The 19,844-nt window shown below is 68.2% G+C and carries 15 protein-coding genes and 4 pseudogenes; 7 read left to right on the forward strand and 12 right to left on the reverse strand.

Translation table 11 applies throughout. From position 1 onward, the window contains the following. Positions 1-77 precede the first annotated feature (77 nt). The 5 genes from OG395_RS05125 to OG395_RS05145 form a co-directional block, all read right to left on the reverse strand. Positions 78-995, reverse strand: a complete 918-nt coding sequence (locus OG395_RS05125) for an ABC transporter permease (RefSeq protein WP_327241800.1) — start codon at positions 993-995, stop codon at positions 78-80. Further along, the gene (locus OG395_RS05130; protein WP_327241801.1) at positions 992-2,128 is read right to left on the reverse strand and encodes an ABC transporter permease; all 1,137 of its coding nucleotides are present in this window, start codon (positions 2,126-2,128) and stop codon (positions 992-994) included. The genes OG395_RS05125 and OG395_RS05130 overlap by 4 nt, the downstream gene beginning before the upstream one ends. After that, positions 2,125-3,750 carry an ABC transporter ATP-binding protein gene (locus OG395_RS05135; protein WP_327241802.1) on the reverse strand — a complete coding sequence of 542 codons (1,626 nt, stop codon included), beginning with the start codon at positions 3,748-3,750 and terminating at the stop codon, positions 2,125-2,127. Before OG395_RS05135 ends, OG395_RS05130 begins: the two co-directional genes overlap by 4 nt. An 87-nt stretch (positions 3,751-3,837) precedes the next feature. Beyond that, entirely contained in the window at positions 3,838-4,872 is a 1,035-nt protein-coding gene (locus OG395_RS05140; RefSeq protein WP_327241803.1) for a BMP family lipoprotein, read from the reverse strand. A 465-nt stretch (positions 4,873-5,337) separates the two neighbouring features. After that, positions 5,338-6,375 (reverse strand): LacI family DNA-binding transcriptional regulator, encoded by a 1,038-nt coding sequence (locus OG395_RS05145; protein WP_327241804.1) that lies wholly within the window; start codon positions 6,373-6,375, stop codon positions 5,338-5,340. A 529-nt stretch (positions 6,376-6,904) separates the two neighbouring features. Here OG395_RS05145 and OG395_RS05150 point away from each other — a divergent pair. Further along, on the forward strand, positions 6,905-7,543 hold the full coding sequence (locus tag OG395_RS05150) for a hypothetical protein (protein ID WP_327241805.1): 639 nt from the start codon (positions 6,905-6,907) through the stop codon (positions 7,541-7,543). A gap of 56 nt (positions 7,544-7,599) precedes the next feature. On the opposite strand, the pseudogene OG395_RS05155 reads toward OG395_RS05150, so the two are convergent. Both OG395_RS05155 and OG395_RS05160 read right to left on the reverse strand, forming a co-directional pair. After that, a pseudogene (locus OG395_RS05155) lies at positions 7,600-7,828 on the reverse strand (helix-turn-helix domain-containing protein); the annotation flags it as partial. A 198-nt stretch (positions 7,829-8,026) separates the two neighbouring features. Next, positions 8,027-8,779, reverse strand: coding sequence for an enoyl-CoA hydratase/isomerase family protein (locus tag OG395_RS05160; RefSeq protein ID WP_327241806.1), 753 nt, complete (start codon positions 8,777-8,779; stop codon positions 8,027-8,029). A 162-nt stretch (positions 8,780-8,941) separates the two neighbouring features. Here OG395_RS05160 and OG395_RS05165 point away from each other — a divergent pair, with 162 nt between their 5' ends. Further along, complete coding sequence (locus OG395_RS05165) at positions 8,942-9,712, forward strand: SDR family NAD(P)-dependent oxidoreductase (protein WP_327241807.1); 771 nt, start codon at positions 8,942-8,944, stop codon at positions 9,710-9,712. On the opposite strand, the gene OG395_RS05170 is transcribed toward OG395_RS05165, so the two are convergent. Next, positions 9,713-10,750, reverse strand: coding sequence for an NADPH:quinone oxidoreductase family protein (locus OG395_RS05170; protein ID WP_327241808.1), 1,038 nt, complete (start codon positions 10,748-10,750; stop codon positions 9,713-9,715). Between the two features lie 305 nt (positions 10,751-11,055). On the opposite strand from OG395_RS05170, the pseudogene OG395_RS58085 reads away from it, so the two are divergent. Continuing rightward, positions 11,056-11,289, forward strand: a pseudogene (locus tag OG395_RS58085) (alcohol dehydrogenase catalytic domain-containing protein); the annotation flags it as partial. Here the strand turns inward: OG395_RS58085 and OG395_RS05175 are convergent. Continuing rightward, positions 11,289-12,169: pseudogene (locus tag OG395_RS05175) on the reverse strand (IS701 family transposase); the annotation flags it as partial. The pseudogenes OG395_RS58085 and OG395_RS05175 overlap by 1 nt on opposite strands. Before the next feature lie 79 nt (positions 12,170-12,248). Between OG395_RS05175 and OG395_RS05180 the strand changes: the two are divergent. From OG395_RS05180 to OG395_RS05190, 3 genes and pseudogenes are all read left to right on the forward strand, one after another. Beyond that, positions 12,249-12,482 (forward strand): annotated as a pseudogene (locus OG395_RS05180) (transposase); the annotation flags it as partial. A 349-nt stretch (positions 12,483-12,831) separates the two neighbouring features. Then, positions 12,832-13,236 carry an SMP-30/gluconolactonase/LRE family protein gene (locus tag OG395_RS05185; protein ID WP_327241809.1) on the forward strand — a complete coding sequence of 135 codons (405 nt, stop codon included), beginning with the start codon at positions 12,832-12,834 and terminating at the stop codon, positions 13,234-13,236. Between the two features lie 241 nt (positions 13,237-13,477). Continuing rightward, positions 13,478-13,912 (forward strand): EthD domain-containing protein, encoded by a 435-nt coding sequence (locus OG395_RS05190; RefSeq protein WP_327241810.1) that lies wholly within the window; start codon positions 13,478-13,480, stop codon positions 13,910-13,912. Between the two features lie 12 nt (positions 13,913-13,924). Here OG395_RS05190 and OG395_RS05195 read toward each other — a convergent pair whose 3' ends face one another. Beyond that, positions 13,925-15,124: a CaiB/BaiF CoA transferase family protein gene (locus OG395_RS05195; protein WP_327241811.1), complete on the reverse strand. Its 1,200-nt coding sequence runs from the start codon at positions 15,122-15,124 to the stop codon at positions 13,925-13,927. Positions 15,125-15,178: 54 nt separating this feature from the next. Continuing rightward, positions 15,179-16,339, reverse strand: coding sequence for an acyl-CoA dehydrogenase family protein (locus tag OG395_RS05200; RefSeq protein ID WP_327241812.1), 1,161 nt, complete (start codon positions 16,337-16,339; stop codon positions 15,179-15,181). A gap of 247 nt (positions 16,340-16,586) precedes the next feature. Here OG395_RS05200 and OG395_RS05205 point away from each other — a divergent pair, with 247 nt between their 5' ends. Beyond that, entirely contained in the window at positions 16,587-18,083 is a 1,497-nt protein-coding gene (locus OG395_RS05205; RefSeq protein ID WP_327241813.1) for a carotenoid oxygenase family protein, read from the forward strand. 441 nt (positions 18,084-18,524) lie between these two features. Here the strand turns inward: OG395_RS05205 and OG395_RS05210 are convergent, their stop codons facing one another. Beyond that, complete coding sequence (locus tag OG395_RS05210) at positions 18,525-19,685, reverse strand: RNA-guided endonuclease InsQ/TnpB family protein (RefSeq protein ID WP_327241814.1); 1,161 nt, start codon at positions 19,683-19,685, stop codon at positions 18,525-18,527. Between the last annotated feature and the right edge of the window lie 159 nt (positions 19,686-19,844).

Below are 19,844 nucleotides of genomic sequence, written 5' to 3' on the forward strand. Positions count from 1 at the left end.
GGGTGGGTACCGGCGCGCCGCCGGGTGAGGGTGCGGCCGTGGAGGCCGCGAGGGGGAAGCGGGGAAAGCGGGGTGGATCAGACGACGGCGGTGGCCGCGGCCTTGCGCGCGGTACGGACCTTGCGGAAGAGCCCCATCCGCGCCGCGGTGAGCGCCAGGATCGCCGCGATGTACGGAACGGCGAGCACCAGCTGGTTGGGGATCGCCCCGCCCTGGAGACGGTCGCCCGCCGCGCCGGCCACACCGAACAGCGCCGAGGCGCCGAGCGAGCCGACCGGGGTCGCCCCGCCGAAGAGCATGGCCGCCAGTCCGAGGAAGCCGCGGCCGCTGGTCATGTCCGGCAGGAAGAAGTGCAGGGTCGCCATGGACAGCTGCGCACCGGCGAGACCGCCTAGCAGACCGCTCAGAAGGACCGCCGTCATCCGGGCCTTCGGCACGCTGATGCCGGCGGCGCGAGCCGCGTGCTCGTCCTCGCCGGCGGCACGCATCGCGTAGCCGATCGGGGTGCGGTAGAGCAGCAGCCAGGACAGCGGCACGAGAGCGAGGGCGAGCAGGACGATGACGCTCTGGCCGTCGAGTGCGGGACCGATGAAGGGGATGGCTCGCAGCCAGTCGCCGGAGACGGTCCACAGTTCGGGGAACCGGTCCGGGCGCAGGCCGCCGGGGTTCTCGTAGACGCGTTCCAGCAGGAAGACCGTGACACCGCCGGCGAGCAGGTTGATACCGAGACCGGCGACGAGCGGATCGGCCTTGAGCAGCAGGGTGAAGATCCCGAACAGCAGGGACATCAGGATCCCGGCGCCGACGGCGGCCAGGACGGCAAGACCGACGCTTCCGGTGACCTGGCCCACGGCGATGGCGACGAACGCCGCCATCAGCATCATGCCCTCGACCGCCACGTTGAGGATTCTGGCCTGCTGGGTGAACATCGCGGCGAGTGCCGCGAGGAGCACCGGCGCGGTCTGGATCAGCACGGCACTGGTGAAGCCGCTCATGCGGAAACCTCCTTGAACTGGCCGCGGCGGCGCCTGCGCCGTACCTCGATCGTCATGAGCAGCACCAGCAGGCCGGTCAGCAGGCTGACGAGTGAACGCGGAACGTTCGTGGCGATCTGCATGTACGCGGCGCCGTTGAGCATGGCCGCGTAGAACAGGCTGGTGAGCAGGACGCCGACGGGGTGCAGCCGGGCAAGCAGGGCGACGGTGAGCGCGATCAGGCCGAAACCTGGGGAGAAGTTCTGCTCGAAGCGGTGCCCGGTGCCGAGCACGTACACCGCGCCGGCCACGCCGGCCAGGGCGCCGGAGAGCAGCATCGACAGGATGATCTCGCGGCGGCCGCGTACGCCGACCGTCTCGGCGAACCGAAGGTTGGTGCCGGCGGCGCGCAGATCGGCGCCCCATACGGTGCGGAAGAGCACCAGCCAGGCGACCGGCACCAGTAGCAGCGCTAGCACGAACCCGATGTTGCCGGTGGGCAGTCCGGGGATCGCGGGCAACCAGGACTGCTCGGGCAGCATGCGGCTGGTGGCGCCGTACGCCGCGGGGTCGCGCAGCGGCTTGGCTACGAGGTAGCCGGTGAACAGGACGGCGATGAAGTTCAGCATCAGGGTGATGACGACCTCGTCGACGCCCCACTTGACCTTGAGCACGGCGGGGATCCAGGCGAGCAGCGCGCCCGCGACGATGCCCGCGGCCATGCAGACGGCGATCAGCAGCGGGCCGGGCAGGCCCGGCAGGGCCAGTCCGGTCGCGGCGGCGGCGACCGCGCCGACGTAGAGCTGTCCTTCGGCGCCGACGTTGAAGACACCGGCCCGGAAGGAGAAGACGATACCGAGGGCGATCAACAGCAGTGGCGCCGAACGCATCAGCAGGTTGCCCATGTTGGCGGGCGTGGAGAAGTTTGCGACGAACAGCTGCTCGTACGCGTGGAGCGGCTGGTCGGAGACGAGCACGACGACTCCGAAGCCGAGGACCAGGGTCAGCGCGACGGCGAACAGCGGCTTGCGCACCGAGGCCCAGGTCTCGCGGGTCTTGCGCGCGAACGCGGACGGCTCGGCCGGGCCCCCGGATCCGGGGGCCTCCGGCGGGATGCCGGGGCCGGTCGTGCTGGTGGTGAGGGTCGTCGTCATGACGCCGCCTTCCGCTCGGTGCCCGCGCCGAGGTGGGACGCGGTGCCGTCCGGATCGTCCGTACGGGGCCCGCCGTCGTCGTCGCCGGTCGCGCCGCTCATGGCGAGTCCGAGACGGGTCTCGGTGGCCTCCGCCGTATCGATCACCTCGACCAGCCGGCCCTGGAGCATGACGCCGATGCGGTCCGACAGGGCCAGCACCTCGCTCAGCTCGGAGGAGATCAGCAGGACGGCGGTGCCGCGGGCGGCGGCGGCCAGGATCTGGCGGTGCACGAACTCGCTGGCGCCGATGTCGACGCCCCGGGTGGGCTGGGCGACCACCAGCAGACTGGGCTCCCGGGCGAGTTCCCGGGCCACCACGACCTTCTGCATGTTGCCGCCGGAGAGCGTGCCCACCGGGGTGTCCGGCTGGGCGCCCCGGATGTCGAACTCCGTGATTCGGCCGCTCGTAAACTCCCGCAGGGCGCTCTGCGAGACCATGCCGCGCCGGATGAGCCCGGCCCGGCGATAGTTGGAGGCGCCGAGGTTCTCGGCCACCGACATCTCGGGGCTCAGTCCCCGGTCGAGCCGGTCCTCGGGGATGAAGGCGGTGCCGGCCTCGCGGCGCTCGCGGGGCGTCGCCGAGGTGACGTCCCGGCCGTCGAGGAGGATCCGGCCGCTGGTGACCCGGCGCAGGCCGGTTACCGCCTCGGCCAGTTCCGTCTGGCCGTTGCCCTCGACTCCCGCGATCCCCAGGACCTCGCCGGGCCGAATGGTGAGAGCGACCTCGTCGAGGATGCGGCGCCCTTCGGTGTTCTCGCAGCTGACGCCGTCGAGTTCGAGCAGCGCGGGTGCGGCGTCGAAGGCGCCCGCGGTGGTCTGCCGGCGGTCGGCCATGAAGACGGAGCGCCCGACCATCAGTCCGGCGATCTCCGACTCGGCCAGCCCGTCGGTGTCACGGGTACCAACGCTGAGGCCGTGCCGGATGACGGTGACCCGGTCGGCGACGGCCTTGACCTCGCGCAGTTTGTGGGTGATGAACAGCACCGTGCGGCCGCGTTCGCGCAGTTTAGCGATGACGTCCATCAGCTCGTCGACCTCGGCCGGGGTGAGGACCGCGGTCGGCTCGTCGAGGATCAGGATCTCCGCGTCGAAGGCCAGGGCCTTGACGATCTCGACCCGCTGGCGCTGGCCGACCGTCAGCTCGCTCACCTTCTGGCCGGGGTCGAGCGGGAAGCCGTAACGTTCCAGCAGCTCGCCGGCGGCCTTGTGCATCGCGCGGCGGTCGGCCAGCAGGCCCCAGCGGCGGGGCTGGCGGCCGAGGTAGATGTTCTCGGCGACGGTCATCGAGGGCACGAGCGTGAAGTGCTGGTGCACCATTCCGATGCCGAGCCGGGAGGCTCCGGCGGGCCCGTCGATGTGCTCCTGCCGGCCGCGCACGGTGATCTCGCCTGAGTCGGGCTGGTGGATGCCGACGAGGATGTTCATCAGGGTCGACTTGCCCGCGCCGTTCTCCCCGCACAGCGCGTGCACCTCACCGGCCGCGACTTCCAGGTCCATCGAGTCGATGGCGACCTTGGGGCCGAACGTCTTGCGGATTCCCCGCAGTCGGAGCACGGGGGCTCCGGTGGTCGTGCTGTCCATGTGGTTCCTTCCGCCGGGCCGGGCGGAGCGGGGGCTGACCCCCGCTCCGCTGCCTGGAGGCGTCTCTCTTCTGAAGGTCGCGGGGGATCACTTAAGGACGGAGGCAACCTTCACCTTGCCGTCGACCACGTTCTTCCGTGCGTCGCTGACGGCCTTCTTGGCGCTGTCCGGCACCAGGGCGTCGTTGTAGACCAGGTCGACGCCGTCGTTGTCGAGGCCGTAGATCACGGTCTTGCCGTACTCGATCTCGCCAGTCTTGGCCTGGTTGATCGAGTCGTGCACCGAGGTGCCGATCTGCTTGAGCATCGAGGCCAGGACGTTCTTCGGGTACAGGGCGTTCTGGTCGGAGTCGACGCCGATCGCGTAGTGGCCGGTGTCTGCGGCGGCCTTCAGGATGCCGAGGCCGGCCGGGCCGGAGACGTTGTACACGACGTCGGTGCCGCCCTGGTACATCGACTTGGTCAGGTCGTACGCCTTCTGGGCGTCGTTGAAGTTGCCGACGAAGGAGACCTGCACCTTCATGGCGGGGTCGACCTGGGCCACGCCCTGCTTGAAGCCGACGATGAAGTCCTGGATGCCGGGCAGGTCCTGCCCGGCCACCACGCCGACCTTGTCGGTGTCCTTGGAGAGCGGGAAGGACTTGGTGTCCCTGGAGGCGGTCGCGGCGAGGATGCCTGCCAGGTACGAGCCCTCGTTCTGGGCGTAGCGCACCGAGAGGACGTTCGGCGCGTCCAGTTCGTCGTCGAAGAAGACGTACTTCTGGTCGGGATGCTGGGGGGCCACGGCGGCCAGGTTGTCGTGCATGCCGGGGCCGGTGAAGATCAAGTCGTACTGCCCGCTGCCCGACACCTCTTCGAGGTTCTGCCGCCAGGTCTGCGGGTCGCTCGGCGAGGCCTGGAGCAGCTTGGTGCCCACGCCCTCGCCCTGGGCCTTCTTGAAGCCCGCTGCGGCGGAGTCGTTGAAGCCCTTGTCGCCGAGGTTGTCGGACATCACATACACGGCGTCGAAACCCGAGGCGCTCTTGGCGCCTCCACCGGACTCGCCGCCACAGGCGGTCAGCGCGCCTACCGAGACGGCCAGCAGGGCGGCCAGGGAGCCGGAGCGGGCAAGGATGCGGTTCATCAGTGGCGCCTTTCGATAGTCCGGAGAACACCGGAGCGGTAGAAGGAGAGGACCCCGGCCTGGGTGTGAGAAACGCCCGGGCGGAACGAGGGAAGCGGGAGGCGGCTCCGCGCGGGAGCCGGGGGCATGGTGCGGGCCGACCCGGTGTGTGGTGTGAGCCCATGCCGTGCGAGCCGGGGGGCTTGTGAGCCGGGGCCGTGCGCGAGCCGGGTGGTGCGGTCCGGGGCCATGCGAGCCGCGGTCATGTGAGCCGGGGCCGTGCGAGCCGAGGTGGCGCGATCCCGGGCCGTGTGAGCCGGGGCCGTGCGACGCTGCGTGCGGTGAAACCCTGGAGGGGTGTCACGGCGTACGGGGTGGTGAGGGAGGTACGGGGGTGAGGTGGCTGGCGTGCCGCGAGCGCGGGGCGCTCCGGGTCCGCCGGACGCGATGGCTGGCACGGATATTCCGTTCAGCTCGGCGCGAGGCTCAGCCATGGCGGGCTCCCATGCTTCCCGCGCTTCCCGCGCTTCCCGTGGTGTGCCGTTCCACCAGGTCGACCGGCAGCACGCGCACCCCCTGCGGGAGGTCCTCGCCGTCCTCCAGGATCTCCAGCAGCAGTCGCGCGGCGACCTCGCCCAGGCCGACGGCGTCCTGGCGGACCGTGGTCAACCCCGGGCCGACGTGCCGCGCGGCGAACACGTCGTCGAAGCCGACCACCGAGCACGATCCGGGCACGTCGATCCCGCTCTCCGACAGCGCCTGCATCAGGCCGAAGGCCACCATGTCGTTGAGGCAGAAGATCGCGGTGATCTCACCGTCGCGCAGCGCGCCCAGGTGCTCCTGGGCCAGCCGGTAACCGCTGGCCACTTCGAAGGTCCCCTCGGCCACCTGGGGTGCCCGGCCGGTCCGTTCGCGCCAGACGTCGGTGAAGCCCTCGACCCGCAGCTGGCTGGAGGCCAGCCCCGGAGTGGCGCCCGCCACCAGCGCACGGGTATGACCCAGCGCCGCCAGGTGCTCGGCGGCCAGACGGCCGCCGGCAAGGTTGTCGGAGACCACGGTGACCTGGGCCACGTCGTCAAGTTCCTCGTCCACCGCGACCACCGGGAGACCGCCGAGCAGCCCGGTCAGCTGCGAGGTGGCCGCCGGGACACCCGCCGCGTACACCACTCCGTCCACGGCGCGGGACTTGAGCGTCTCCAGGTAGAAGAGTTCGCGTTCGAGGTTCCAGCCGGTGTTGCAGAGCAGCACGTTGTAGCCGCCCGCTATCGCCGTCCGCTCCACTCCCTTGGCAACGTCTGCGAAGAAGCCGTTGCCGATATCGGGGACCAGCAGTCCCATGGTGCGGGTGGTGCCGCTGGCCAGATTCTGCGCCATCCGGCTCGGCGCGTAGCCGAGTTCCGCCATGGCCGAGCGCACCCGGGCCTCAACCGCGTCACTGACCGGTCGCTTGCCGCTGATCACGTGCGACACCGTGGTGCGGCTGACGCCCGCAAGACGCGCCACGTCACCGATCGAGACTGACACCCGGACTCCCCTGTAAGGAAGGACTTGTAAGGAACGATCTCTGCCTCCCCCTGTATTCGACCCCGGGGACGCAAACCGGTTTGCCAAACCGGTTTGCAAAACTTAGAAGGGATACGATTGAGGAGTCAACAGGTTTACGTAACGAACACATGACGAACGTCGGCGCGGAGTCGGAGGCGCGACAAAACCGTACGAACCGACACGATCCGGCGGCTCTACAGTCGCCCCGCGCTGCGCGGCGGTGGTGAAGCGCTCGGTCCGCAGCGCGTACGGCGACCAGGATGCGCACGTAGCCTGCACTGGGCAGCCCTTGACGTCACCAGCGCGGCCTCGGCAGGTCGTGATCGTCGAGATTCTGCTGAAAGGGCGTCAGCGGGCGGGTCCGGTAGGTCGATGATGCGGGTCCCTCTTCACCAAGACGTTCGACGCCGACGGCGATCGCGGTCAGGACATACTCGACGTGGGTCTTCGCACGAGTTCGCTCACGGTGCCCTCGCCCCCCGACCGCCCCGCATAGGTGCGCTGCCAGGTGCAGGCCGGCCGCGACCTGGGCCAGTCCTGGCCGATCGTGCAGCACTGCTTCGAGTCCTATGGCTCCGAGGTGCTCCCCGAGAGCCCGCCGGACACCTCGGCGATCGGGATCGACGAGACCCGGCGCGGCAAGCCGGTTTGGAAACAGAACCCGGACACTGAAAAGTGGGAGCTTGTCGCGGACGCCTGGCACATCGACTTCGTCGACGCCATCGGCGGACGCGGTCTGTTCGGGCAGGTCGAGGGCCGCAACGCGACATCCGTCACCGACTGGCTGATGGCCCAGCTCGCTGCCTGGCGCGCGCAGGTCCGCTACGTCGCCATCGGTATGTGCGCCACCTTCCGCGCGCCCTGCCGCACGTGGCCGTGGTCGTGGACTGCTTTCACATCGTTCAGCTCGCCCAGCGTCACCTCGCTGACCTGCGCCGCCGCCTCACATGGCGCCAGTACGGACGCCGGGCCCGCAAGGGCGATGTCATCTAAACCGTCCGCAAGCTCCTGCGACGCAACAAGGAAGATCTCCCCGAAGACCAACTCACCATCTTTAAAGCCGAGTTGGACCAAATGGGCACTTATGGCCGGCAGATTTACGCGGCCTGGCAGGCCAAGGAACTCCTTCGCGACCTGCTCCAACTAACCGTCAACCGTACACACCCTTGCCCCGACCGCTCCGCGATCTCTGCCGCCCGCCACCCAGACCGTGGATGCCGCCACCTTCACCCCGAGCACGAGCAGCTCACCGCGCACGCGCCGATAGCCCCAGCTTGGACTTTTCCCTGGCCAGGCGCAGTACCAGCATTCGGATCGAGCGCGCGGTGCGCGGCCGGCGCCCGCGCTTCGGGCGGGACTGGGCCGCGCGCCCGTGGGCGATGAGACTACGGCGCCAGCGCAGCAGCATGTCCGGCCGCACCAGCAGTCGCATCCCGCGCAGCACCTCTCGCGGCAAGCCGTGGAGCAGTGACGCCAAGATGGTGTCTGACCGGGAATGTGCACTGGGCGACGGCGCATGCCAGCCGGTGAACGATGCGGAAAGCCGGGTGCGGGACCAACGCACGCCCGGTTTGAAGCGGCGGGGACTGGAAACGGAGCGGCAGCCACCTACGCCAGTCCCCGACCCTACTCAGCGCTTGAGGAACTTCTCCTGCGCCTCGCTGAAGTACTCCGTGGCCAGCATCCGTACCTGCGTCTCCGCCTCACTGTCGAGAATTGACGCGAGGTCCTGGTTCGGTTGCGCGAAGATGCCTTTGGCTGCGGCATACATCGCCGGTGAGCCCTGTGCGAGGCGTTCAGCCAAATCAAGCGCGCGGTCCACAGCGGTGCCCGGGTCAACGAGCTCGGTCACGAGGCCCATCGTCACTGCATCCTCTGCAGTGAAGTCGTTCGCCAAGAGCACGAGCTCCTGGGCGCGCGCTGAGCCGACGCGCCGTGGCAGCGTCCAGAACAGTCCGGTGTCGGGCACGAGGCCGAGTCGTCCGAACGAGGCTGCAAACCGCGAGTCCCGGCTCGCCACAACGAAATCGGTGGCTGCGACGAGCGAGAGGCCGAGGCCGAACGCGCCCCCCTCGACCGCACTGATGATCGGCTTCGGACCGTTGACCAGCCTGTTGACGAGCTCGGTCAGGACGCGGAGGCGCACCCGCGCGATCTCCGGGTCTGTCGGCATACTCCGGATGTCACCCCCCGCGGAGAACATCGGGCCCGCGCCGGTTAGGACGATGGCGACGATGTCGGAGTCCTGTGCCGCCCCGTCGAGCGCGGCGATGAGCTCGCGCCGGTCCTGCAGGTCCAGGGCGTTGCGCCGCCACGGACGGTTGAGCTCGAGGATGGCCGTGTGCCCTTTCGTTGTTGTCAGGACCGCCGGCTCGTCGGACACGGTTTCCTCCTAGGCTTCCGCGCTGCGTGTGCGGTCGGCACTCGTCTCGGTGCGCGGCTTGTTGCGGTGTGGGCGACTTACTCGCCCCACTATAGACACGACCTGTCTCATAAGACACCATGACTGGAGGACAGTCGTGGCCGCCCCAGTGCAGGAGTACCAGTGGAGATCAACCTCAGTTCACGCGTCGCCCTCATTACCGGGGCTGGCAGCGGCATCGGACGGGACTTCGCGCGCATTCTCGCCGAGAGCGGAGCGTCGGTCGCGGTCATGGGGCGCCGTGCGGAGCAGCTCGCCGAGACGGTGGTGACCATCACGGACAAGGGCGGACGCGCCCTCGCGGTCCCCGGTGACGTGACGTCCGAGGAGGATGTGCAGCGAGTCATGGCGGAAGTGCGGGAGTGGGGCGGGCGCCTGGACATCCTTGTCAACAACGCCGGCATCTACCCGTCCGGGTCGATTTCCAAGATGTCCGACGAGACATGGGCTAGCACGATCGACACGAACCTCACCGGGGTCTTCCGGTGCAGTCGTCACGCCGCCCGCCTGATGAGCGAGCACGGTTACGGCCGGATCATCAACGTCACCTCACCGTCGTCCCTTCTCGGTGCGCTGGGGCAGAGCGCATATGCCGCGTCGAAGGCAGCGCTCAACTCGTTCACGAAGTCGAGCGCTGCGGAGTTCGGCCGACGCGGCATCACCGTCAACGCCCTGCTCATGGGAGTTGTCGCGACCGACTCATTCGTCGGCGAGTACTCCGCGACTGCCGTCAAGGCCCTCACCGCGGGCCTACCGGTGCGGCGCGCCGGCACCGCCGACGACGCTGCTGGCGCGCTGGTCCTGCTCGCGTCAGAGGCGAGCGCCTACATCACCGGTGTTGTGTTGCCGGTCGACGGAGGCATGAGCAACGTCATGCCGACGCTGCCCTCCTGATCAGGGGGCTCCCGGACCGGGGCGCGGCACATGCCGTGACGGAGCCGGGTTGATCACGAGCCGGGTGGGCGTTGCACGGTCGCCGGCTCGTGTCAGCACCTCGGCGACGTCGTCGAGTCCGAACTCCTCGTAGTCGGTGGGTGGGGACACCCTGCCCTGCTCGACATGTACGAGAAGGTCCGTGACCATGGCCCGGGCCTGGTCCGGGAATTCCTCGTTGAAGCGCAGGAGATTGACGCCAACCAGGGTCGCCGCCTTCATGATCAGTAGGTTCGCCGGGATCCGAGGGACCGGCCCGGCTGCGAACCCGACTACGAGGTGCCGGCCCCCGAAGCGCAGGGTGCGGAGTGCACGCTCGGTGACGTCGCCGCCGACAGGGTCGACAATGAGGTCGACGCCTCGATCGACGGCCTCAACCTCCTGCCGCCACTCCGGAGAGCGACTGTCGACAGCGTGGTCGGCTCCGTTGTCGAGTGCCGTTGAGAGCTTGCTCTCGGTCGATGCCAAGGCGATGACGGTCCCGCCGAGTGCCTTCGCGAGCTGGACGGCCGCGCTTCCGATCGCGCCGCCGGCGCCGAGAACGAGCGCGGTCTCACCGGGCTTGAGCCGGCCCAGGGTCAACGCGTAGAAGGCGGTCTCGAAGCTTGTACGGAACAGCACCGCGGCAGCGTCGGACATCCCTTCCGGTTGGCGGATGAGGTTGGTGCAGGGCACTACCGCCCGTTCGGCAAACGTCCCGATGGTGCAGCGCCGACGAAGGGGTCCAGGGACGAAGCCGTAGAACATCACCTTGTCCCCAGGGGTCACCTCGGTGACCCCTGGGCCGACCGACGTGACGACGCCAATTCCCTCCGAACCCGGGATGAATGGCGGCTTCGGCACGATCTGGTACCGGCCGGTGGCGATGAGGGCGTCTCCGAAGCTCACGCCGGCCAGCGTGATCGAGACCGCCACCTCACCAGGCCTCGGCGCGCGTTCGTCCACCACCTCGGTCGAGAACTCACTCGGCTCCCAGCCTCGTGCCACGACTGCTCGCATTCGATGCGTACCTCCCGGAGTCACTGGTCAGCGCGCAGAAGGCGGCGTACCAAGAGTATTGGTTTCAGGGGGATTGAGCGGCCAACATGGAGCAGAGGAATTCTTGATACTCAAAGTCTCATTATAGATTATGAGACGCAAGCTTCAATATAGATCGTGTGGCGTCGTTCCTCGGTGAGGGCGCAGAGAATGGGTTCCCCATGCCAGTGAACACCAGAGGTTCGATCCTGCGGACGTCTCCCGGGAAGTGGGAGGTGGCCGATCTCATCGCCGACGACCCACGACCGAACGAGGTCCAGATCAAGATGGCGGCGGCCGGCTTGTGCCACTCCGACGACCGCCTGGACACGGGGTACATCCCGGCAGGAAAGCTGCCGATGCGCGGCGGCCACGAGGGTGTAGGCGTCGTTGTTGCCGCGGGAACTAATAGTGCTTGGTCAGGTCGGTATGGGGGTGGGTATGTCGCGGTGGCAGGTGGGGCAGGCGCCGGTCCAGACTGCGAGCAGGGTCTGGAGTTCGCGGACGACTTGGTAGAGGCTCAGGCCGGCGCCGCGTCTTTTGGGGCTTGGGCCAGTCGTTGCAGGGTGCAGAAGGCGTGCGCAACAGAGACAAGGTGACGTGGTGGTGCCAGCCGCCCCAGGTTCGGCCCTCGAAGTGGGCCAGGCCCAGGGCCTGTTTCATCTCCCGGTAGTCGTGCTCCATGCGCCAGCGGAGCTTGGCGAGCCGGACCAAAGTGGTCAGCGCAGTGTCGGCGGGCAGGTCGGACAGCCAGAACTGCACCGGCTCGGGCTCGCCGGCGGGCCATTCGGCCAGCAGCCAGCACTCCGGCAGCTCCGGGCCGTCGGTGGCCTGCCGGACCTCACGTCCGGCGGGCCGGATGCGCAAGGCCACGAAGCGGGAGTAGATGCGCTTGAAGCCGGAGCGGCCGGTGCCGGGCCGGGAGCCTTCCCGCCACTGCACCCCTCGTGCGGCCTTCCGCCCCGCCGCGATGACCAACTCCTTGACCGACCGCGGCTTGTCGGGATACTTGGCCACCGGCGGGCGTCCGGTCCCGGAGTACGGCTCGGTCACCGGCACCGCGTCGCCGGGCTGGGCCGACAGCGTGCTGGAGATTCCCACCACGTAGTTCAGGCCGCGGGCCTGCACCCCGTGCCGGAACGCGGCGGCGTCGCCGTATCCGGCATCCGCGATGGCCAGCGGCACCTCGATGCCCCACGAGCGGGTCTCATCGAGCATGTCCAGAGCCAGCTGCCACTTCTCCACGTGCCCGACATCCTCGGGGATCCCGCAGACGGCACGCCGGGCGGCCTTGTCCGGATCGGCCTTCGGCGAGTGGGGGTCCCATGTCTCGGGCAGGAACAGCCGCCAGTTGACCGCCGCCGAAGCGTGGTCATGGGCAAGATGCAGCGAGACGCCGACCCCAACGCCAACCGAACCCGACAGACACGCACCATCACAGCCAACCTGACCAAGCACTACTAACAGCCGGAGCCGTGAGTTGGAGGCGTTCGCGGCGGAGGTGTTCGAGCCGTTCGCGCGGAAGGATCAGCGTCGGTGGGGGCAGGTCTACCTGCGGGGGCTGCTGACCGACGGGCGGCGCAAGCCGGTCGAGCCGATGGCGGCCCGGCTGGGTGAGGACGGGAATCGGCAGGCGCTGGCCAATTTCGTGACCACCAGTCCCTGGGATCCGGCGCATGTGCGGGCCAGGGTGGCCTGGAGAATGGAAGCGGCGAGGGGGACCACGTCGCCTTCTCCTTCCAGCCGGCGTGCGGGCAGTGCCACTGGTGCTCGAGCGACATGCAGCACCTCTGCCATCTTGGTGCGCTCATCCTGACCGGGGCCCGGTTCGATGACCCGTCGAGCTTCCGGATGAGCCTGCCAAACGGCACGCCTGTCGGCCAGATGAGCGGCATCGGCACGTTCACGGAGCTGAGCACGGTGAGTGTGGACTCCTGGGTGAAGATCCCGAAGGACATTCCGCTCGACGTCGCCGCACTCACGAGCTGCGGAGTGGGCACCGGTTGGGGCTCGGCTATCGATGCCGCGAAGGTGCAGCCCGGTGACGTTGCGAACTCAACGACATGGTCGTCGACTCCGACGGTCGCGCATACGTCGGCAGTCTTGGGTTCGACCTCCGTGGCGGAGCGCCCGCCTCGAACACGAACCTCGTCGTTGTGTCACCCCACGGCACGGTCTCGATAGCCGCTGAGGGCCTGGGCTTCCCCAACGGGGGCGTCATAACACCGGACGGGAAGACGTTCGTCCTCGCAGAGTCGTTCGCGAATCGCCTGACGGCGTTCGACATCAACGGCGGAGCGCTGATCAACCGCAGGACGTGGGCCCAGTTCGGGCCCGTGCCGACAACGACGGACGCACTACAGCTGCTCGCGGAGATCGATGTCTCCGCCGACGGCATCTGCATGGACTCCGAGGGCGCGATCTGGCTGACCAACCCGCCGCGCAAGCGGGTGCTGCGAGCACCATGATCGAAGACATGCTCGTCGAGCACCTCACCCCCTTCAACGTCTTCGCCTGCGCTCTGGGGGACGAGGACAGACGCTCTTCGTCTGCTCCACGCCGTCGCGGGACGCAGCAAACGCCGCGCGGCTCAAGGGCGGGTGATCCACCAGATTCCGGTGGACGTCGGCGAAGCCTGACGCCCCAGCGGACCGCTACGGCCCATTCGGACGACTGCCAACACACGCGCTTCGAGGAAGGGTCATCACCATGCTGAGCAAAGACGCAGACAAGATCAGCATCGTCCTCCTGCTCAAGCGGAAGCCGGGGACGACCAAGGAACAGTTCCGCGACCACTACAACTCGGTGCACGCGAAGATGGCCGAGGACTGCTTCAGGCACGTCTTCGACAGCTATACCCGGAACCTCATCCTGACCTCGGGAACCCACGCGAGTACAGCGCCCGACGGCGAGGCAGTCGACGACTCGCCGTACGACGCGATCACGGTCCGCACAAGGGCCGACCTCGCCGAGATGCAGCAGGTCGTCCAGAAGGTTCCTCGAGGACGAAGAGGCCTTCCTGGACCGTTCGTCCAAGGTCGCTTTCATGTGCGACCAGTTCGTCTCCGAGCCGCGGTGACGAGGCCCCCGAGCTCGGGGCCGCTCGCTCTCGTGGTGTGCAGGGTTCTCACGTCGATGACGTGAGAACCCTGCGTCTCATGTCTCGGGTCGCGTGACCTTCTCGGACGTCTCGGTGACAACCCCGCTTCGAAGCAGATCATCAATCCCCGAGATCCCGAAGGACTGCAGGATCTCCCGGGTGTGGGCACCCCGCTCGCGGGGCGCTCGGGGTGCACCGGAAGGCGTTCGGGAGAATCGCGGCGCAGGCGCCGGCTGCGACACGCCGCCCACCTCGATGAACACTCCTCGATCGCGTAGCTGGGGGTGCTCGCGTGCCTCCGTGAGCGTCAGCACCGGGGCGACGCACGCGTCGCTGTCCATGAAGACCTCGGCCCAATGGTCACGGGTCTTCGAGGCGAAGGCCTCGGCGAGGGCCGAGCGGATCGCCCGCCATGACGACGGGTCGGACCGATCGGCGAGCTTCTCGTCGAGGCCGAGCACCTGCAGGAGCTCCGCATAGAACTTCGGCTCCAGAGCTCCCACGGCGACGTACTTGCCATCACTCGTCTCGTAGGTGTCGTACCACGGAGCCGCACCATCCAGCCGATTCGCCCCACGCCTGTCAGTCCACAGGTCGGAGGCCATCAGGCCGTGGAGGATGGAGGTGAGCGAGGCCGCCCCGTCGACGATTGCCGCATCAACCACTTGGCCTTGACCCGACCGGGTCGCCTCCAGGAGCGCGGCAAGGACGCCGATGACGAGGTAGGTGGAACCCCCACCGAAGTCACCGAGCAGGTTCGCGGGCGGGAAGGGTCTCGTCCCCTCCATGCCCGGGGTCAGCGCCCCCGTCACGGCGACGTACCCGATGTCGTGCCCCGCGCGCGCGGCGAGTGGACCGGACTGACCCCAACCGGTCATCCGCCCGTAGACCAGACGCGGATTGAGCTCGTGACACCTCTCGGGCCCGACGCCCAGGCGCTCGGTGACCCCCGGACGGTGGCCCTCGAGGAGCACATCGGCCTGGGCAACCAACGCCTCGACCACGCGGACACCCTCCGGTGTGCGCAGATCGACGACGATCGAGCGGCGGTTCCGCCGCAGGACGTCCTTCGTCGGGGTCACCCAGCTGATCGGCGGGCCCGCGCGCTCGACGCAAATGACGTCCGCGCCCATGTCCGCGAGCAGCATGGCCGCGTGTGGGATGGGACCGATCCCGGCGAGCTCGATCACGGTCACCCCGGCGAGCGGCCCGGCTGGTCGGGCGGATTCGTCGCCGTCGTGTCGTCCTGGTGTCACGTGGCTATCCCCTTGGAGGTCGAGTGTCGGTGGGCGGCAACCCGCCCGGCCAGATCAGCGGTGCCGGAGCCCGAGGGTGCCGGCGATGATGTCCCGCTGGATCTCGTTCGTGCCGGCATAGATCGTCGGAGCGATGCTCAGCCGGAGGTGACGCTGCATCTCGAACTCCATGCTGTAGCCGTAGCCTCCCATGAGCTGCACCCCCTCGAGCGCCACGCGCTTGGCGGTCTCAGTCGACTTGACCTTGGCGATGGACGTGGCGCGCACGCGCTCGTTCTCCGTGCCGACCCCCGCAGCCACCCGTTGCGTCACGTCGTGCACCAGTGCCCGAGTGGCCTCTACCTCGATGGCCAGGTCAGCGATGCGGTGGCTCACCGCCTGGAAGCTCCCCACAGGCACTCCGAACTGCCGACGGTCGCGGACGTACTCCAGAAGGTCGTCGAGCGTGCGCTGGGCGAGCCCGAGCTGCTGGGCGGCGCAGACGATGCGCTCGCCATTCAGGCAGGCCATCAGCTGGTGCCAGGCCCCGCCCACGGTGCCCACGACTGCCTCGTCCGGCACGAAGACGTCGTCGAAGAAGACGTCGTTCACCTCGCTCCCCCCCAGCGTGGGGATGGGGCGAATCACGAGACCCGGTGCGTCCGCCGGGACCTCGAACATCGTGAATCCGTCATGCCGCCGATCCTCACGAGAGGTGCGGGCGACGAGCAGGAGCGCTGAGGCATGCTGGGCATCCGAGCACCACGTCTTCTGCCCATTGATGCGGTAGCCGCCGTCGACCCGGTCGGCCTGGCACGTGATGGCTGCGGCGTCCGAGCCGGCTTCCGGCTCGGAGATGCTGATCGAGTAGACCTTCCCTTCGCAGATCGCACCGAGCGCGCTGGCCTTCTGGGTCTCGGAGCCGAAGCGCTTGTAGACCCCTGCGACGGTGTGGGACGGGCCCATGCCATGCACCGGCGCGAGCCCTCGCCACAACTCCTCGAAGAGCAGGACCTGCTCGACCAGGCCGCCGCCGCTGCCGCCGTACTCCTCGGGGATGGACACTCCGACGTAGCCGACTGCGGCGAGCTTGGCGTAGAGCTCCGCGTTGTGTTGCTCCTCCCAGCCATCCGTGAGGGCCTCGCGCTTCTCGCGAGTGCCGCACTCGCGTCGGCAGAAGTCCCGCACGGCGTCCACGAAGTCTCGCTGCTCGCTGGTGAATGCGTGGGTGGTCAAGGCACCTCCTGTTGTCGCGGCGCCACCGGCCGCGACATGACTCACGACGATGAGAACGACCGTTCGCGCCGAGTATGCTCGACTAACTGGCATCGAAGCTACCAGCACAGCAGGTATTGGCAACTGTTCGGAAGAAGATTCGGAACGTTCGTTTACGCCATGAGACGCACGGTGCTAGCCTCGCGGCATCAAGGTTCACGAGGATTGGGGCCGCGTACGGCCCACCGTCACAACCTGGAGGTACGCCATGGGGTACCCACTTCCGGACGAGGTCGCGTTCAAGGGGCCCTTCGCGCCCATGCGCTTCGAGGCGACAGTCGAGGAGTGCATCGTCAGCCAGGGTGAGATCCCCAAGGAACTCTCCGGCGGGTTCTATCGCACCGGGCCGACGTGGAAACGCCCGACCCGACAGGGGACCAACCCTCTGCTCAGCATGGACGGCATGGTCCAGGGGCTGGTCTTCGACAACGGGCGGGTCGACTTCCGCAACCGCTGGATCCGCACCCCGAAGTACGTCCTCGAGGAGGGTCGCCAGCACGGGGTCTTCGAATGGCTCGACAGCGGATTCGGCGACTGGCGCGACTTCGCGTACGGGGACGTGAAGCGGGATGCGCTCACCTGCGGAGTCCCGCAGGGCACGAACAACATCAACGTCTTCCCCTTCGCCGGGGAGATCGTCGCGCTGAGCGAGCAGGGGGGCCCGCCGATCGCCCTGGACCCGATCACGCTCGAGACCAAAGGGATCGTCCCGTGGTCCTCGAAGCTCAGCACCGGGGTCCACGAGCCCACCGCCTTCGGCGACGCCGACCTCGCCGCTCACCCGAAGTGGGATCACGAGACGGGCACGCTGTACGGCTGGAACTACCGGGACGTCGCACCCTACGTGACGATCCACGTCATCAGCCGGGACGGTCGAGTGGAGTCCCGCGACCTGCACGATGCGCCGTACAACACCGTGGCGCACGACATCTGGCTCACTCCGGACTGGATTGTCATGCCCTTCCAGCCCTTCCTCATCTCGCAGGAGCAGGTGCGCGAGCGTCAGGTGGGGATCTGGGGATGGGACGAGAAACTGCCGATCATCATCGCGCTCATCCCGCGGGCGGACATCAAGGGAGAGGTCAGGTGGATCAAGACGGATCTGCCGCCGCAGTACGTCATGCACACGATGTCGGCCAACGTCGAGGGGAGCAAACTGATCCTCGACGCCCCCGTGTTCAACCGCCCGCCCTTCCCCTTCGAGCAGGACTTGAAGGTCGGCGAGGAGATCGCGCTCTTCTTCTCCGTCGCCAAGAGCTTCCTGGGGCGGTGGACCGTCGACATCGAGACCGGCGTGACGTCGGCCGAGCAGCTGTCCGACCGGCCGAGCGAGCTGCCCAAGGTCGACGAGCGCTTCTACGGCAAGGGGTATGAGTTCGGCTTCCAGGTTGGTGGTGTCGTCAAGCGCCAGGGCATGTCGATGAACAGCCTTGTGGTGACGAACATGCGGACCATGAGCGAGCAGGTCTACCAGATCCGCAGGGGCGAGCCGGCGGCGGTGCTCGAGGCAACGTTCGCGCCCCGGCGGCCCGACTCGCCCGAGGGAGATGGTTACATCATCGTTCCTGTCTCGTGGTGGAGCGAGAAGCGTGGCCAGTACCTGATCTTCGACACCCACGACATCACCAAGGGCCCGATCTGCACCATCGACCTGCCCTTCGCGCTGGGATGGACCCCGCACGGCCACTGGGCCGACTTCCGCTGACGGAGCAGATCGGGCGACGCGGCGCGGCCGGCGGGTAACGGTTCCAGGGACATCCCCGCCGGCCATGCGTGTGCGGGTCAACCCTGGGGCAGGAATGAGCGACAACTCCGGTGAGGGCTGTCGCGGGCACGCCGATCGTCGCTGCCACATCCTCAAGGGTGTCGGCTGAGGTGGGCCAGGATGTCGGGACCGTGCACGGCATCGCGCCCGTGGGGAAGCGGTAGGTCTCGAACTAGCGCTGGTCGAAAACGAGCCGGCACGGCAGGTTGGCGAAGCTGAAGGTCGAGGTATCGAACTGATGCCCTACCCCGCCTGGAGCGTGTTGTCAACTTCTCGGCCGTGAACGACCGAGTTTGTTGGCTCAGTCGTTTACACCTTGTCGCGCTCCCGACTGCCCCCTACGACAGGGCGGTCACGGGTCGCATCTACCAGCCAGGGAGGTCAAGCCCTTTGTGGTACGGGTCCGTTGACGAGAACCCACGCCGAGCGTGCGCGGTTGCGCACGTTGACCCCGGCGACGTGATCGGCGGGGCCGGCGAGCCCGCACCGACGACAGGAGAAGGCGTCCCGGGTGGGACGGTTGTGTCTCGCTGTGTGTCCGCAACGCGGGCACATCTGCGAGGTGTAGCGGGCGTCCACCGCGATCACCGGTACTCCGGCCCGCCGGGCCTTGTACCGGAGGTGTTCTTCGAGCTGGTGGAACGGCCAGGAGGAGAGCGTGGCCCGCCGGTCGCGGGAAGGCCGTACCCGGTCACGGATGCCGCTCAGTTCTTCGAGGGCGATCCCGCGTCCGGTGCGTTGTGCGACGGCCACGATCTCCTTGCTGATCCTGTGGTTGATGTGCGCGGCGTGCCGGGACTCGCGCTTGACCCGCCGCTTGGCGCGCCGGGTGGCGGAGCGGGTCCGCTTCGCCTGGAGTTCGGCGCGTTTGCGGGCGTGCCGGCGCCGGTAACGGCCAAGACGGCGGCCTTGGTAGTTGTCCCCGTCGGACGTAGTGGCAAGGTTGGCAATGCCCCGGTCCACGCCGATCCAGTCCAACGGGTCGGTGCTGAGCGGCGCTTGGGGGACCTCGCACGTGGAGATCAGGAACCACATACCGTCACGGTGGACGAGATCCGACTCGCCTCGCCGGTACTTCGCCGGCATCGCCAACTGGCCGGGGTGCCCGGTGTACCGGATGCCCTTGATCCGCCCGCCCACGGTCCAGATGCTGACGGTCTGCGCGTCGTGCTGCCACGACAGGATCCGGTCGTCATACGGCTGAGCCGCATCGGGACGGAAGACAATCGGCTTCGACTCCGCACGCCTGCGCCGCTTCGATCCCTCGGGGCCGAGGTTCCCGGCCCGGATGTTCGCACGCAACGTCGTGTAGGCGTCAACGACCTTCTTCACCGTGCGGACGGCCGGTTGGGCAGCGAGCCCGAACTCGGCCTTCACACGAGCGTAGACCAGCTTCTGCAACTCGTTGCGGGACGTGGTGCCCGTCTCGTAAGCCACCACCGATACAGCATCGGCCGCCCGGTTGCACGCAGGCAGGGTCACAGCCAAAACCCTCACCACCCCGGGCGACGGCAGCAGCTTCACCTGCACCACAATCTTCACCCCTCCAACCCAGCCCCGACCACTGACAACACCCGAAAGTACAGGTCACGGCAAGTACGCAGAGAACTCCGCCGCCTCACGGCTCAGGTGAACGCCGGGGCCTCCTCGCAAGAACCCCGGTGACCGCGATCTCCGCTGCGCCGTGATGGTCCCCGTTGA

Source organism: Streptomyces sp. NBC_01320 (assembly GCF_035974375.1).
Taxonomy (GTDB): Bacteria; Actinomycetota; Actinomycetes; order Streptomycetales; family Streptomycetaceae; genus Streptomyces; species Streptomyces yanii.

Coding starts and splice junctions, on each gene's coding strand:
- OG395_RS05125 (WP_327241800.1), bottom strand. CDS start 995: ATGAGCGGCTTCACCAGTGCCGTGCTGATCCAGACCGCGCCGGTGCTC.
- OG395_RS05130 (WP_327241801.1), bottom strand. CDS start 2,128: ATGACGACGACCCTCACCACCAGCACGACCGGCCCCGGCATCCCGCCG.
- OG395_RS05135 (WP_327241802.1), bottom strand. CDS start 3,750: ATGGACAGCACGACCACCGGAGCCCCCGTGCTCCGACTGCGGGGAATC.
- OG395_RS05140 (WP_327241803.1), bottom strand. CDS start 4,872: ATGAACCGCATCCTTGCCCGCTCCGGCTCCCTGGCCGCCCTGCTGGCC.
- OG395_RS05170 (WP_327241808.1), bottom strand. CDS start 10,750: ATGCGAGCAGTCGTGGCACGAGGCTGGGAGCCGAGTGAGTTCTCGACC.
- OG395_RS05185 (WP_327241809.1), top strand. CDS start 12,832: ATGGTCGTCGACTCCGACGGTCGCGCATACGTCGGCAGTCTTGGGTTC.
- OG395_RS05190 (WP_327241810.1), top strand. CDS start 13,478: ATGCTGAGCAAAGACGCAGACAAGATCAGCATCGTCCTCCTGCTCAAG.
- OG395_RS05205 (WP_327241813.1), top strand. CDS start 16,587: ATGGGGTACCCACTTCCGGACGAGGTCGCGTTCAAGGGGCCCTTCGCG.